10 protein-coding genes are annotated in these 14,139 nt (G+C 53.1%); 5 read left to right on the plus strand and 5 right to left on the minus strand.

Going from position 1 to position 14,139, the window contains the following annotated elements; genetic code table 11:
* Positions 1 to 308: 308 nt before the first annotated feature.
* The 5 genes from E2H98_RS16835 to E2H98_RS16855 are packed head-to-tail and all read right to left on the minus strand — an operon-like array spanning position 309 to position 4,820.
* Entirely contained in the window at positions 309 to 1,208 is a 900-nt protein-coding gene (locus E2H98_RS16835) for a dihydrodipicolinate synthase family protein (RefSeq protein ID WP_133592426.1), read from the minus strand.
* Positions 1,205 to 2,473, minus strand: a complete 1,269-nt coding sequence (locus E2H98_RS16840; RefSeq protein ID WP_133592427.1) for an FAD-dependent oxidoreductase — start codon at positions 2,471 to 2,473, stop codon at positions 1,205 to 1,207. Before E2H98_RS16840 ends, E2H98_RS16835 begins: the two co-directional genes overlap by 4 nt.
* The gene (locus tag E2H98_RS16845; protein ID WP_133592429.1) at positions 2,457 to 2,741 is read right to left on the minus strand and encodes a 2Fe-2S iron-sulfur cluster-binding protein; all 285 of its coding nucleotides are present in this window, start codon (positions 2,739 to 2,741) and stop codon (positions 2,457 to 2,459) included. Before E2H98_RS16845 ends, E2H98_RS16840 begins: the two co-directional genes overlap by 17 nt.
* Positions 2,734 to 3,861: an NAD(P)/FAD-dependent oxidoreductase gene (locus tag E2H98_RS16850; RefSeq protein ID WP_133592431.1), complete on the minus strand. Its 1,128-nt coding sequence runs from the start codon at positions 3,859 to 3,861 to the stop codon at positions 2,734 to 2,736. The genes E2H98_RS16845 and E2H98_RS16850 overlap by 8 nt, the downstream gene beginning before the upstream one ends.
* A gap of 5 nt (positions 3,862 to 3,866) precedes the next feature.
* Positions 3,867 to 4,820 (minus strand): proline racemase family protein, encoded by a 954-nt coding sequence (locus tag E2H98_RS16855; protein ID WP_133592433.1) that lies wholly within the window; start codon positions 4,818 to 4,820, stop codon positions 3,867 to 3,869.
* Between the two features lie 162 nt (positions 4,821 to 4,982).
* Between E2H98_RS16855 and E2H98_RS16860 the strand changes: the two genes are divergently transcribed.
* The 5 genes from E2H98_RS16860 (at position 4,983) to E2H98_RS16880 (ending at position 14,060) form a co-directional block, all read left to right on the plus strand.
* A complete protein-coding gene (locus E2H98_RS16860; RefSeq protein WP_198325163.1) occupies positions 4,983 to 5,744 on the plus strand; it encodes an AraC family transcriptional regulator in 762 nt (253 codons plus the stop codon).
* A 294-nt stretch (positions 5,745 to 6,038) separates the two neighbouring features.
* Positions 6,039 to 9,095 (plus strand): TonB-dependent receptor, encoded by a 3,057-nt coding sequence (locus tag E2H98_RS16865; RefSeq protein ID WP_133592435.1) that lies wholly within the window; start codon positions 6,039 to 6,041, stop codon positions 9,093 to 9,095.
* A gap of 598 nt (positions 9,096 to 9,693) precedes the next feature.
* Positions 9,694 to 12,273, plus strand: a complete 2,580-nt coding sequence (locus tag E2H98_RS16870; RefSeq protein WP_133592437.1) for a M9 family metallopeptidase — start codon at positions 9,694 to 9,696, stop codon at positions 12,271 to 12,273.
* A gap of 464 nt (positions 12,274 to 12,737) precedes the next feature.
* The gene (gene tnpA, locus E2H98_RS16875) at positions 12,738 to 13,199 is read left to right on the plus strand and encodes an IS200/IS605 family transposase (RefSeq protein ID WP_133590721.1); all 462 of its coding nucleotides are present in this window, start codon (positions 12,738 to 12,740) and stop codon (positions 13,197 to 13,199) included.
* Positions 13,200 to 13,460: 261 nt separating this feature from the next.
* The gene (locus tag E2H98_RS16880; RefSeq protein WP_133593776.1) at positions 13,461 to 14,060 is read left to right on the plus strand and encodes a hypothetical protein; all 600 of its coding nucleotides are present in this window, start codon (positions 13,461 to 13,463) and stop codon (positions 14,058 to 14,060) included.
* Positions 14,061 to 14,139 lie beyond the last annotated feature (79 nt).

Below are 14,139 nucleotides of genomic sequence, written 5' to 3' on the forward strand. Positions count from 1 at the left end.
CTATCTAAAAAATACCCGGAGCTTCAGGGGACTTGTTAGATAACTTCTAAAAAACGTCGTAGTTAAGTCGGTTAGAGCGGATTTCTTCCCCCTCTCCCCAACTCCTCCCCCGCGAGGGGGGAGGGGCTAATTTGCCATTGCTTCAGCTAACGGTATTAGAGCAAGTTTCGGGGTTGTGATAAGGCCTTTCCCTAGCAAATTCAGTTTTACTTTGTCATTCCCGCGTAGGCGGGAATCCAGTGGTTATCAACAGTTCTGGATCCCCGCCTACGCGGGGATGACGGGCCGAATTTGTTAATCGCTCGTATTTAAAGTGCAGGCCGATTTGCCATTGCCGTGCGCAAAATATTCAAGCACGACTCACGCTCAGCGCCGGTCAGCTCCAAGCGTGGTGCGCGTACGCGTTCATGACCCATGCCGACTTCTTGCTGCACGAGTTTGATCAGTTGTACGAACTTCACTACGGTGTCGAGACGCAGCAGCGGCAGGAACCAGCGGTAAATGGCAAACGCTTCTTCTTTTTTGCCTTGCATGGCGTAGTTATAGAGCGCGACGGATTCTTTCGGGAAGGCATTGACCAAGCCGGCAATCCAGAATTGTGCGCCGGCGTCGACGCCTTCGACCAAGCAATCGTCAACGCCAACACCGAGCGCTAAACGGTTGCCAATCAGTTCGCGAATACCGGTGACGCGGCGCGCGTCGGTTGAGGATTCTTTCACGGCTTGAATTTGTGGCAGCTCACGCGCGAGCTCGGCGATTTGCGCAGGGCTGAAATCGGTTTTGTAGGCCACCGGGTTGTTGTAGAGCAAGCCGGGCAGGGCGGTGGCTTGCGCGACGCTGACGATATGCTGGCGCATTTCGCGCCAGTCGGAGCTGTAGACATACGGCGGCAGAATCATCAGTGCGTGACAGCCGAGATCTTCCGCTGCTTGTGCAAGATGCACGGCTTCGCGGGTGGAAAGCGCCGCAATACCGGGGATGACCGGGACTTTATCGCCAACGGCATCGACGACGGTTTTCATCACGGCGATTTTTTCTTCGCTGGTTAAGGTGGCGCCTTCGCCGAGGCTACCGCAGGGAACAATGCCGGTGCTGCCGTTTTCAACCAGCCATTGCACATGCTGGCGAATAAAGCCGTGGTCGACTGAATAATCGGCATTGAACGGCGTGGTGATTGCCGGCATGACGCCGGTCCATTTTATGCTCATGGCATAACTCCTTGATGGTCGGATGGTGTGGAACAAGTGGAATCGGAAAGCAGCGCGCGCATCGGCGCAGGGGTGAGCGGCAATTTGGGCGACAAGGTTTGCCAACCAAAGATGGTGGTTGCAGCGACCGTGCAAATCGCGCCCTGGCAACGGCCCATGCCGAGCCGGTGATACAGCTTGGCTTCACGCATGCTGTGGCAGTGACGCACTTCGCCAAACGTCACGCTTTCGCAGCGACACAGCAGCGTGTCGTTATCGGCGAGTTTCAATAGTTCTGCGCGAAGCGGAAAATGCTTTTGCAATAACTTGGCGTAACGTGGCGTTTCATTGGCTGGCGTAGTGTTGTTAAGAAGGTGTTTTGCTAAACGTTCGGCGCTGGCAATCGCTTGATTCACGCCAGCAACTTGGGTGCAATCACCAAGGCTAAAACTCTTGACGTTGACGTTGCGGTTTTGCGCTGCAAACACGCTCGTTAGTGTTTGATTCGGTAGCAGGCCATAGCCGCAGGCGAGCCAGTCACAATCGAAACTGGTTTGCCGTGATTGATTGTTGCTGACCGTACACCGCTTAACTTCGGTTTCTCCACTGGCGTCACTGACCCAGGCGTTTCTCATCAGTGGCACTGTGCGAAGCCGCCAGAGCATGCCTGCGGCTTGCACAAGTAGCCGTGGCCAGCGCCATAGCGAAGCAGCAAAGCGAATCAACTGCCAGCGACTGCGCTGTTCGACAATGGCCTGCACGTTTGCTCCTGCCTGAAGCAAGGTATCGGCAACGGCAAAAAGCAACGGCCCGGTGCCGGCGACGACGACGCTTTTATCGCGCACTTCCAAACCGTCTTTAACCATGACTTGCAGCGCACCAGCACCGGTGACACCCGGTAAAGTCCAACCGGGGAATGGCAGAAAACGTTCGCGGGCACCAGTGGCGAAAATGAGCGTGTTGGCGCGCAGGTGAAGTGCTTCGTCGTTGTCGTGCACGGCATGCAATGCGCCTTGTTGATCGCAAGCGACAATGCGGGTGTTATTCAGAAAGCGAATACGCGGATGCTGGAATCGTTTCAGCCAGCGCAAGGCGATTTTGGGCGCTTGTCGCTGCGCGGCGTTGCGCCAAATTTGGCCGCCGGCAACACTCATTTGCTCAACGACCGCAACGTACTTACCTTGCTCTGCCAGCAAGCTGGCGGCGACGATGCCGGCCGGCCCAGCGCCGACAACAATGACATCGAATGACATGGCCGCGATTACGCGTTCAACCGCAGCGTTCATCAACCGGCCCCTGCATTTCGGTAACGATTTCCATGCCGTCGCGGCAAAAGCTTAAACAAGCTAGGGCTAGCTTGCCGTTGATGCGTACCCGGCATTCCTGGCAAACACCCATGCCGCAACAGGGACCGCGTCGGCCGCGTATGCCGATACGCGTAGCGAATTGCGAGGTTTTGGATAGCGCGTTCAGCACGGTGCAGGTTTCTGTCAGCAACACTTTTTCGTTGTTGACTCGCACGGCGATGGCTGGCGTTGGTTTGCATTCAGACATGAGCCGGCTCCGTCAGGCGATGGCGGGTGGGGTAGAACGGTGTCGGGTCTATAGCCGGTGTTTGCCCGCCAATTTGCGCGGCCAGTAGTGCGGCAGTGGCAAGGCTGGTGGTAATCCCCAAGCCTTCATGACCGGCGGCAACCCAAAGCGAATGTTCGGTTTGACCGATGTACGGCAGATTGTCGGGTGTGCAAGGGCGAAAGCCGGTCCAGGTGCGCAGCACCGGCCATTGTTCTATCGCTGGTATAAAGCGTTTGGCGCGTTGAATCATTTGCGTCAACACCGGTAACTCCACTTCGCTATCGGCGCTATCGAATTGACGTGATGAACCGAGTATCAGTTGTGAAGTCGGGCGCGGTTGCACGTTGAAGGCGACCGAGCTGGATTGATGGCCATGCGCGCTGTGCAAATAACCGAGCTCCACCAACTGATGATGAATCGGCAATGATGACAAATGTGGCGTGATCAGCAAATGGCCTTTGCGCGCTACGAGCTTTAATTCCGGACACCATTGTTTACTGGCAAGGCCGGCGGCGATCACAATGTGTTTGGCGTGCCAGCGATCGCCATCGGCAAACTGAATGCATGGTGCGTCGATTTGGGTGACGGCTTTGTATGGCGCCACCGTTGCACCGAGTTGTGCGGCATTATTGGCCAGCATCAGCGCGGCAGTGGGTGGGTAAAGCACCGCGTCTTCTTGAATGCGCAGCGCGCCAAGCAAATCGCTGGAAAGCAGCGGTTCATGTTGCTGAAGTTGCTGGCGTGACCATACTTCGCAGTGCTCGCCATGCTCGCGCAGCCATGCGGTTTTCTGTTCCAGTGTCGCCCAGTCGCTTTCATTCTCTGCGAGCCATAAGGTGCCGCATGGATGCCAGGCCACTGACGCGGGCAATGCGGCGGCGCGCTGGCGCCACAGTTCGCGTGAGTACTTGCTGAGCTGCCACTGCGCATCGGAGTCATCCATCGCGACGATATGGCCCATGGCGGCCGCTGTAGTGCCCGCACCAATGGCGCCAGCATCGCAGAGCGCGACACGCATGCCGAGTTCGGCGCAGGCCTCGGCGCAGGCGGCGCCAATAATTCCGGCGCCGACAATCGCGACATCAAACGTGGAACTCACGATGATTATCCGCGTTGAAAAGCGTTGCTGATGCCCCAGCAATACGGATCATTCGGATCAAGAATCAAGCTGGCATCGGCAACGATATGTGCTGAGCCACGCACGTAGGGCCGAACCTGATCGGCATCAATTTCATAGCGAGCGTCGAAACAGGAGCCGACGATACTTTGTTGGCGCCAGCGTTGTTGTGGCTGCAGCTTGCCATCGGCTGCCAGGCAAGCAATTTTCGCCGAAGTGCCCGTGCCGCAAGGCGAGCGGTCGTAAGCGAGGCCAGGGCAGAGCACAAAATTGCGGCTGTCGCTGTCATCGTCACCGGCGCCAAATAATTCGATGTGATCGATTTCTTCGTTGTTGGCGCCGGTAATGCCTTCTTGTTGCAAGATTTCGCGAATACTTTCGGCGCAACGCTGCAGCGTGGTGATGTTGTCGTAGTGCACACGCAAACCGTGATCTTCGACCAGGAAGAACCAGTTGCCACCCCAGGCAATATCACCATGCAACAAGCCAAAACCGGGTACATCGACAGCAACGCCTTGGCGATAGCGATAGCTCGGTACGTTGGCAATGGTGACGCTGCCATCGGCGTGGGCTTCGACGGTGATATCGCCGACTGGTGTATCGAATTTATGCGTGCCGGCACTGAGGCGATTCAGCCAACGCAAGGTGGCCACCACGCCAATCGTGCCGTGGCCGCACATGCCGAGATAACCGACATTGTTGAAGAACACGAGTTGGCCAACGACATCGGCGCGAGCAGAAGGGTAGAGATAAGCACCGACGACGATATCGCTGCTGCGAGGCTCGTCGATAATGGCGGTGCGGTAGTGGTCCCAGTGGCGATTCAGCACGTAACGCGCTTCTTTCGCATTCTCGGCAACAACTGGTGGCTGGCCGTCGATGACCAGTCGGGTTGGCTCTCCGCCGGTATGGGAATCGATAACGCGTATGGCTTGTGACATGGTTCCGCTCAAAAGGGCTGCAAAACAAGTAAATCCAGTGTAAATAGGGCGCCCAAATGCTTTCTTGAACAAAACCACTGCCGACGGGCGGCAATGCGACAATTCAAGACGATGGAAAAGCCCTAGAGTGACAATCGGGCCAATCTCAGTGGAGTGCGAGTAATGACCCCGGACGCGATAAAAAACTGGCGTAACCATTTCATGCAGGCGATAGCGGAACCGCTGTACATCGAAGCGATGTTCGACGCGATGCCTGACATCGTGTTTTCGATTAAAGACATGGATGGCCGATACGTGGTGATCAGCGAGGCCTGTGTTGAGCGCTGTGGTTTGAATCACAAGCAACAGGCGATTGGTAAGAATGCCTACGATTTATTCCCGGCCCATATGGCCGACCGCTACAACGAACAAGACCAGCAAGTGTTCAGCAGCGGCCAGGCACTGATCGACAGCCTCGATCTGACGGTGTTTAACAATCGCGAACCGGGTTGGTGTTTGACCACCAAGTACCCGCTGCGTGATCGCGACGGAAAAATGCTCGGGTTGGCTTGTATCTCGAAAGATTTGATTGAACCGAGTAAAGATGGCTTTGTCGACGAAGCGCTGTCAAAGACCGTGGATTACGTGCGTAGCCAGTATTCGGAAACGATTACGCTTGATGAGCTGGCGAGTATTGCCGGCTTGAGCGTGGCGCAGTTGGATCGACGTATCAAACGAATTTTCCAGATTACGACCGGCCAGTTCATAATCAAAACGCGCATCGATGCGGCGGCGAGAATGCTGCGCGATACCGAAAAGACGGTAGCGGACATTGCGATGGAATGCGGCTTTTGCGATCAGAGTGCATTGACCCGACAGTTTCGTCAGGTGACTGGGCTGAGTCCGCGATCTTATCGGGTGATTGTGAAGGGGTTGACGGATTGAGCGCGCCAAATACCTAATCACCAATGCCGTCTGTCATTCCCGCGCAGGCGGGAATCCAGAACTTTTGAAAATCACTGGATACCCGCCTTCGCGGGTATGACATGCTAGAAGCCATCTCAAAAATCCTTAATGTAAAGCCTGTTCCCTTCTAATTTGATTCACCTCATCGCTCATGAACAATGCATTGATGTAAGCGCAGATAATGCGCAAGAAACCCAATCCCCAAGTTGTTTACTTTGGAATAACGCCTGCGAGAGGGCAGTGCGTTATCGCAGCACAACAGGGGAATCAGCAATGCATCACCGAAGTAAAACAACTTCATCGCGATGGAAAAAAGCCTTCGTCGCGGCCGCCGTCAGCAGTTGCTTGTGGAGTCATGTACCGGCTTACGCCAGTGGCTCGCCGACCGGCGAACTGAAAGGAAGTGTCAAATCCATTTCTGGCGAAATACTCGAAAATGCCGTGGTTCGATTGCAGCACCTTGAGCAGGGTTTTACTCGTGAAGTGCAGGCAAACACCACCGGCGAATACGTGTTCAAAAATCTGCCCGTTGGCCAGTACAGCGTCACGATAAGCAAAAGCGGTTATGACGCGCTTCAGCAGGAAAAGCTGGTGATCAATGTCGGCTCAACGGTAACGCTGGAAGCGACTTTGACGGCCGGCAATGTCGAGCGCATCACCGTCAATGGTGCGCGCTTGGCGCAAATTGACATGACCAGTGCTGCCAGTGGTTTGGTGGTGACATCTGCAGAACTGGAGAAATTGCCGGTCGCCGAAGACATCACTTCAGTGGTGCTGATGGCGCCTGGCAGTTCCGCCGCTGACAGCGACTTTGGCAATATCGCGTCGATCTCTGGTGCCTCAGCTGCTGAGAACGGTTACTACCTGAATGGCCTTGATATCACCGATATGCGCAAAGGCATGGGCTGGACAACATTTCCCTGGGAAGCCGTCAAAGAAACGCAGGTAATCACTGGCGGTGTGTCATCGCAGTTCGGTCGGTTTATCGGTGGCGTCACCAACCTGGTGTCGAAGTCTGGTTCAAACGAGTTTCATGCCAGCGTCAAATTCGATTATCAGCCGCGTTCTTTGGCAGAAACCGCGCCGGACTTGAATTGGTATGACAATCAGGGTCGCTATGATTTGATCATCAACAATCACGAAGACAGCAGTGATTGGCGCGAGCTCAGCATGTCGTTCAGTGGCCCGTTGATTGAAGACCGTTTGTTCTTCTACGTGCTTTATGCGCCGAGTCAGTTCAAGAGCACGTATGCGAATCCTGGCGCATTGCTTGACGATGATGGCGACCCAATCAACACGACCTATTGGTCAAGTGAGCGTGATCGGGATCAGGTGTTTGCCAATATCGATTTCTATTTATTCAGTGATCACTCGATCAACGTCATGTATGCCAATAGCAAAGCCGATCACGCCAACACGCAATACAGCTACAACGTCATCAATGGCCCGTTCAATCCGTCGCGGCCCATCAGTAGCGAGCGCGAGTCATCATTTGCCAGCATCAGCTATCGTGGCAGCTTGACGGATACGCTGAGCTTTTCGACCACGCTCGGCAAAATCAAGGACGAATATTCCGCTGTTGATGGCACATCCAATCTGACACCGATTTATGACAGCCGCACCAGCTCGGCAACGCCGGTGGGCAATTGGATCGGTACTTCCGATGACGTCAACGGTGATGAGCGCGATGTGTTCCGCATTGATTTCGAATGGCAACTGGATGAACACACGCTGCGTTTTGGTTATGACAAAGAACAAATCGATAGCTGGCGTGATTTTCACTATCACGGCCCGACAGCACCGCTGAACGAGATCCTGTATTACTTCACGACCGCGACTGGTTTCAGCGCCAATGGCGACAACGGGGCGTTCTCGGTGCCAGCGGGCGATTACGCTCGTGGCCGCATTTTCACTACGGTCGCCGATATCCGTGGCGAGTCGGAAGCCTGGTATATCGAGGACGTTTGGCAGTTGACCGACACCGTCACGCTGTCGCTCGGTGTGCGTAACGAAATTTTCAGCAATTACACTGGTCAGGGTGAGAAATACGTTGAGATCGATGATCAGTGGGCACCGCGTTTGAGCGCCATCTGGGACGTATTTGGCGATGGCGATCATAAAGCGTTCTTGAATTTTGGCCGCTACTATCAACCAATTGCGCAGAACACCGGCGTGCGGATGACGGCGCAGGAATACAACATCTACACCTACTACCCGATCAATGATTTCAACGCCGATGGCACTGCCAATCTAGGTACGCCGTACGGCCAGATCACGTACGGTGATGGTACCTTGCGTCCGGGTTGGGCCTATGCGTCAACGAACATGGAGCCTATGTACGAGGACGAATGGTCGCTCGGTTACGAGTGGGCGGTTGACCAGGATTGGACGGTCGGTGCGCGCTTGATCTATCGCGATCTGAAGAGCTCGATTGAAGACTCAGCGATCTGGTATGCCGTTGAGGCGTGGTGTGCGGATACCGGACGCGATTGCAGTGGTTACGACACGTCTTCGCTGGTTTGGAATGGCGGCATGGCGCGTGTGTTCAATCCCGGCCAAGATCTGCGCATGCTTGAAGATCTGAATGGTGACGGCACACCGGAAGAAGTGACGATTCCTGCTGAGTATCTCGGCTACCCGGTCATGGAGCGCACGTATAAAGCGCTGGAGTTGACCTGGAAAGGCAAAGTCGGTGAAAGCTTTCGTTTGCAAGGTTCGTATACCTACAGTAAGAGCGAAGGCAATACCGAGGGCTTGCTGCGCTCCGATAATGACCAAAGCGATCCAGGCTGGACTCGTTCCTATGACTCGCCGGAGTTAACCGATCACGCTTACGGCTACTTGCCGAACGATCACCGCCACAAGTTCAAACTCTGGGGTACTTATCAACTGACCGAAGACACCGCGCTTGGCATGTTCTACTCGGCGCAATCGGGCCGACCGATGAATGCGTTCGGTTATCACCCATTGGATGAGGGCGCTTGCGTCAACGTGCATACCGACCCGAACAATTGCTGGGATGCCTGGGGTGCGGAAAACTTTTATGCCGGTTTCGAGCCATCACCACGCGGTAGCCGTGGCCGTACGCCATGGGTGCAGAGCTTTGATGTCAGTCTGCAGCATGTGCTCAGCATCGGTATCGCCGATCTGACGTTGAAACTCGATGTGATCAACGTGTTCAACTGGCAGCATGCAACGCAGTTGAATGAGTATCACGATGTCGATGGTGACCCGGAAGCGGAAACCTACAGTGTCAATTCCACCTACGGCAAACCGACCGCATGGCAAACACCGCGTTACGTCAATCTGTCGGCGACGGTGGATTTTTGATGAGTTTCAACACTCTTGATTGGACATTGTCATACCCGCGAAGGCGGGTATCCAGAGCTACGTATGGAAACTGGATTCCCGTCTTCGCGGGAATGACACACCCAACTAATTTGTGTGGTCTGGGTTCAGTTTGATGTGCTTCGTGTCATTCTCTCCGTAGCGTACACGTCCCTGTACGCGTTTTTCGCCGCGCTTTCAAGCGCGGCTTTTTTATTTCGTGAAAACGATCAAGTTATAACTTTGTCGTTGCAACTGGAGCAAAAATGGCAAGACTGAATCGCCAAAAATGTTTTGCTTTTTCCACGTTTTCATTAGCTGTTCACAAAAGCGTAAAATAGCAACAAAAACCGCATTCAGACGAAGAAATCCTTCAATTCAATCATGAGTTACTGGTCGCACACTGACGATGTCGATACCGCCGTTCACAGAATAATGATGCCGTCGGTACAAAGGGAGATTGCGGGTATCGCGTCAAGGAGCATTCGCCAGATGAGTGGCAGTGCGTAAAGAGGCCGTCACGGAAACAACCTTGCTGCTCATCGGGGAGAGGGATGTTGAGTTGGCTTCGACAAATTAAGCAAAAATCGATGGAGGGGTTATGAACCACTTTCGTATGGCGCTGTTTGCGTCATTGACGATGGCGGTGATCGGCCAGGCTTATGCTGGGCCGGATCATGAGCATTCAACGGTAGTAGACCAGCAGACCGAAGCGCCTATCAAGGGAGCTCCCAAGCCACATTTTCGTACGCAACGCGCTGTCGATGCCGATCGCAAGCAGTTTGATCTGCCTAGCCGCGAAGAGCAGCAACTGGTGGCGAAAAAACTGCAAAAGTCTTTTGTCACCAAGTCGGCCCTGAATTTGAATGCCGCAGAAGATTGCAATGCCATTGAGGGCTTTCGCAGTCGTAGTGGCGCAACCTTGGCAAACTATATTGCTGGCCTGCCGGATGTTCAGTGCACTTACGGTTTGTTCAGCATCAACAGCAGCGATGGCAACATCATTTACAGCGCCGGCAATATGCGTGCGGTAACCGATTTGCTCAATCAACTGTCACCGAGCTATCAAGCCAACAGCCGCAATGTCGCGAACCTGGTGCTTTATCTTCGTGCTGGTTATTACCTGGCCTATGGTGAGGTGATCCCGGAGCCGGCGAACGACGTCACGGCCAGCTCAGTCAGCGCAGTGGAAAAGCTGATCGATAATCCGGCGCTTTTCAACGAAAACGCCTACGCGAGCAGCACCGCCAACGAGACGATGACGCTGATCACCAATCTGCACAAGGAAATGCACTTCATTCCAAGAATGAAGACATTGGTGCAGCGTTTCACCAATACCAACTCGCAACCGAACGCTGCAGACAAGCTGAAGCAATATACCGCTTCGTCCGGTTTTACCGGTGTGCTGACGGTGTTTTATCGTGCGCACTTCAAGTACGGCGAGAATGCTTCGCTACAAACCGATATCAGCCTGCCTACGGCGTTATCGAATTTTGTGACCAACAATCGTACGGCATTGGAAGGAACATCATTTGCGTATCAATTGACCGATGCCGCCAACGAAGCCTATCGCTTCTTGCAGTATGCAGGTCAGAAGCCGACGGTAAAGCCGCTGGTGAAATCGATGCTGAACCAGACCAGCTTGAACGGTCCTGGCGCAGATCTCTGGTTGGCAGCGGCCTCGGCAGTCAAGTATTACGACAACGAAAACTGTGCGGAATACGGTGTTTGTAATCTGGAGGAAACCGTTGCCAATGCGGTACTGACCATTACCCATACTTGCAGCGATACCATCCGTTTGCGCGTGCAGCAGATGTCAGCCAGTGAGTTGCAGGAAACCTGCGGAAAAATGCAGACGCAGGAAAGCTACTTTCATCAGATGTTCCCGAACAATCAACAATCGGTTGCTGATGATTACAACAGCCAGCTGGAAGTGGTCGTGTTCGATGACTACACCAATTACGATCGCTTTGCCGGCATCATCTATGGCATCGGTACTGATAATGGTGGCATGTACCTGGAAGGTGACCCGTCACAGCAAGGCAATCAGGCGCGCTTTATCGCCCACGAAGCATCGTGGTTGCGTCCGGATTTCGTGATTTGGAATCTGGAACACGAATACGTGCATTATCTTGATGGTCGCTTCAATCTTTATGGCGATTTCTCGGAGTCTGTCTCCAAGCCAACCGTGTGGTGGATAGAAGGTGCCGCCGAGTATCTGGCCAAGAAGAATGATTATCAAGATGCGATTGATGAAGCGAAAACCGTGCGCTACAGCCTGTCGGAAATTTTCGCCAATACCTACAGCATGAGCGACTATGTGGCCCGCGCGTATCGCTGGGGTTATATGGCTGTGCGCTTCATGAACGAGAAACATCGCGGTGATATCGATGCAATGTTGCAGCTCTGGCGTCAGGGTGATTACGACGGTTATCAGAACTACATCAACAACATCGGCACGCAGTACAACAGCGAATTCGCTGCCTGGGTGCAAACCGCTACGACCGGTGGCACACCACCATTGCCGGGTGGCGATGCCGCATTGGTCTCTGGCCAGGCCGTTACGGTCTCCGCGGCGAAAGGTGAATGGAAGCATTTCTATATCGATGTGCCGCGCAATACTTCACGCCTGGATCTCGTCAGCAGCGGCGGCAGCGGTGACGCCGATTTGTATGTCAAATACGGCAGCAAACCGACCTTGACCAGCTACGACAAGCGCCCATACCTCAGTGGTAATAATGAGAGTGCGTTCTACACCAATCCACCGGCCGGTCGTTACTACGTTTCGTTGCATGCTTACGCGGCTTTCCAAAACGCCTCGTTGAAAGCGACGGTAACAACCGGTGGTGGCAGTGGCGCCTGCGAACGTAACGATCGCTTGGAAAACGGTTGTACGATCAGCGGTCTATCCAGCAGCAGCAATGCGTATATCGCCATGTGGGTGCCACGCGGTGCACGTAACCTGACGATACGCACCAGCGGCGGTACCGGCATAGCCGACTTGTATGTCAAAGCCGGCGACTGGCCAGGCCCGGGCAACTATCACTGGGCGGCTACTGGTTCCGGTAACAATAAATCGGTATCGGTCGCGACACCGCCCGGCGGTCAGTGGTTCTATATCACCTTGAACGCCGTGCAACCGTTCTCGGGATTATCGATTACCGCGAGGTTTGATCCGTAAGTCGATTATGTAAGATTAAAGAAAAGGCCCGTACGGGCCTTTTCTTTTGCAAATTTAAAAGTAGGTGCGATTAGCGTAGCGTAATCGCACGCATGGGTTGGTAGGAGGGCGGCCTGGTATCAGAGGTTGCCTGAGTTGCTGCTAATCAGTAGCTCGACCAACAATTGGCTTGCTGCAACATGAAGACATTCGTACGATTACGCGACCTGCATTAAATCAATGAGCAGCCATAAGGATATTCTATGCGTGAGCTTCAGGAGTTTCTTCTGCAAGATACGACGGTTCTTAGTTCTGCGCTGATCGCTGCCATTGTGGCAGGGTTGGTGAATTATCTTTTTAGTAGCAAAAAGAAACCCACGTGCTGTGCACGTGGTCATCGCCTAACCGGCTACGCCTGTTAGAGCGCCTGCCCATGCAAGTACCTTCCGGGTGTTGTCCCCACAACACATCAGAAGGAAACAAGCATGAGCAGGTTTATAAGAGCGTCGCATGTCATATGGCATTGTCAATACCATATTGTCTGGACGCCGAAGTATCGGTTTCGGATATTGAAAGGGCCGATAGCAAAAGAGATTCATCAATGTGTGATGCTCTTTTGTTTGAGGCTAGGCTGTCAGGTAGTTGAATTAAATGTGCAGGTCGATCATGTGCACTTACTGGTGAAGATTCCGCCAAAGACATCGGTATCAGAGCTGATGGGAGTCCTGAAAGGCCGCACTGCGATACGGATATTCAGTGAATTTCCGTACTTAAGGAAGAAGCCGTATTGGGGCAATCATTTCTGGGCGAAAGGATATTGCGCCGATACGGTCGGCCTGAACGCAGAGATGATTCAGAAGTACGTGAAATATCAGGAAAAGCAGGAACAACATCAGCAGCAGTTGGAGTTTGCACGGAACAGCGAGCCTTCTCAGAAGGGTCGCTAGGTGTGCCCCCTTATAGGGGGCAGAAGGCAAGACCACGTTCTATGAGCGTGGTCGTTTACGCTGTCGGAAACTAGGTTCCGTCTAGAGGCGGAGTATCGTTATGAACAGAGAAAAAAGCTACGTGATGTCATTGCGAGATTTCACGGTCGGTTCTTGATTTACGCGAATAGCCTAAGTCAGAGATTCTGGAATTTGTACGAAAACCATCACAACCAATGGCTTCATGTAAGCGGAGGCTGGAAAAGGGGAAACTACTATTTTATGAGTTTCACCTTTCGATTTCTTAACCTACTTTCTTTGTTAAGACAGTTTGAAAAAGAGGCGATCTTCATTGATGTGAGAATTGCAAAGAGAACGGATTTCATTATATCTAGCTATGTCGGCGCCATTCGGTCCTGTATGACGGATGTCTCCCTGTTTAGGGGGGTGGTCTATGACACGTCAAGTGCAACAGACCATTTTTTTGCAGATGTTCTAAGATCGTTTTGTGACAGACATTTCGAGAGTGAGGGAAAAGAGTTGAGTTATGACGAGTATCTTAAGTGTGCAGAATCTGATGATTTTCCGGATGACGTATTTCGTTTTTTTGATGGGTTATCAAAAGGGGAGGGTCGATTTCGTTGGGATCGTTTGGTTGCTTTGCATGTTCTTTTAGTTTGCTTTATAAATCATATTGGGCTAGACCATCAGAAAGCGAAGATTAGAGGGTTGATGAGTATAGTGGGTAGCTTCGAAAATGTGGAAATACGAGATAATTTTCCAAATTGGTTAGAACAGCATGGTCTGCCAAAGTTTGACTTGTTCCGCATTCGGTTGGCTATTTTTCTCGCGCGTTATATGAAGCGCGGTAGGTTGGGCTGATAAGCCCAACATTCTGAAGTTGATACAGGTCGAAGTGTTGGGCTTCGCTTCGCTCTGCCCAACCTACCGGAACTATCAT

This window comes from Permianibacter aggregans, assembly GCF_009756665.1.
In the GTDB taxonomy this organism is placed as follows: Bacteria; Pseudomonadota; Gammaproteobacteria; order Enterobacterales; family Permianibacteraceae; genus Permianibacter; species Permianibacter aggregans.